General features: G+C 34.6%; 1 protein-coding gene and 1 riboswitch. The gene reads right to left on the reverse strand.

Features of this window, described 5'->3' with window-relative positions; genetic code table 11:
• Positions 1 to 347 precede the first annotated feature (347 nt).
• Entirely contained in the window at positions 348 to 992 is a 645-nt protein-coding gene (locus AN490_RS06180; protein WP_300000982.1) for a universal stress protein, read from the reverse strand.
• A 157-nt stretch (positions 993 to 1149) separates the two neighbouring features.
• A riboswitch (cyclic di-AMP (ydaO/yuaA leader) is annotated at positions 1150 to 1263 on the reverse strand.
• Positions 1264 to 1653: the final 390 nt, after the last annotated feature.

Raw genomic sequence — 1653 nt, forward strand, 5'->3', positions numbered from 1 at the left:
CTACAAAACTCTCGTATATATTTAATATTATGAACCTATTGTCGGAAAATGTCAATAGATGTCTGAAGATTTGATGTCCTATTCTTTACTCCATTCTCTTATGTTCCTATTATCGCTTAAAAATTGGCTAGTACCGCAGGGCAGAATTAAAAATTAATAATTAAAAAGGAGACGATACAGGCTTTTTAAGTATTTTTAATTATGAAAAAACTCAGTACAAATATTTGTGCGCCGGAAAGTGCTGTAAGTAGCAAGTTTTGGGTGGAGATTTAGACCCCACCCTTTTGTCAGTTCTCTGTTTCCTCTTTAAGAATGGAATTTCAAATTACTGTAATTGAAAACCGAGATTATTCATCAATACAATTAGGAATACCTAAAACTGCACAAGGAAAATTATGACCTAGTGTTTCAATCAGCGGATGATTGATAGATTTGCAGCCTAAAAATAGAATATCAGCAGTTTCTAATTCCACAACCTGATTAAGTTCTTTAACAATGTTACCAAACCGTAAATGAGATTTAAATGAACCCTGCCATTCTTCGGCTAAAGTTTTTGCTTGCCAAAGAATTCTATCTGCTTCCTGGAGATAAGTTCTCGATTCTCTTTCTAACTGCGGTAAAATTGCTGTTCCTTTGGGTTGATTTAATCGCAACGTGACTGGCTTTGATATATTACTTAATTGGCATTCTAATTGAGCTTTATTATCAGCAACATTGAATATATCAACATACTGATAATTGCAGTTTTCTTCTACTACATAAACAGCTTGAACTGTAACTTGCGAGTTAGTTGCTAAACTCGTTTGGTGGGCAATCCAACAGGCAATATCTAGGGCTGTATGACTTTGAGGTGAACCATTATAGCCGACAATTAAGTTAGCTGATTTTGTCTGGGAACCTCTTTTAGCAAATGATTTTTGAGTTTCTGGTAATAGCACCATTTGTTCAATTAAGTCATCACGACCTATCGCACTTTGCAAACGTGCCAACATTGTTTTGATTTTCACAGTTTTAACTTCTCTCCCTTGAAACGATTAACCAACGAGAAGCAGGGATAACAATTTTAGATATTAGATTTATCTTAAATCCAAAATCCGCAATTGATTAAGGAAGCCCCAATCATAACTGGTGTTACAGCCAAAGTTTTGGAGGTTCCTTCCATTGCCGACGGAGTTAGCTGACGGGCTAAGACTGGAAGGTGTCTCTCATAAGATTAGCCCCAAATACTTGGTTCCTCCGCTTCAAATTCAGCTTTCATGAATTTGGATTAGGCTACCCACTAAAAATATAGTAATACTATTACACTAGGTTTAGATAAAGTCAAGTTTAAGAATATTGAGGATATGCTTGTAGTGAGCAGCTTAATTACTGATTTCCCCTATTTTCTCTAATATTTAATGATTTAAACTACTTCAAATTAGCAAAAATTTAGAAGTCAGAATTTAGCCATAATTCATTGTTAAACTATGTTTAATGGCTATTTACCAAAGTTTAGGAAAAATTAACTTCTGGTTTTATCCCTCTGCTACTGTGTTCATCATACCAGGGGAAACGCATCTAAGTTATCTTGACAAAACACCATTTTTGTGTATAAACGAAGGAATCGGTATTTATCGTTTGATTGATTTTTTCAGAGTCATCGTGATGGTTTAA

It is taken from the genome of Anabaena sp. AL09, from assembly GCF_001672255.1.
Taxonomy (GTDB): domain Bacteria; phylum Cyanobacteriota; class Cyanobacteriia; order Cyanobacteriales; family Nostocaceae; genus Dolichospermum; species Dolichospermum lemmermannii.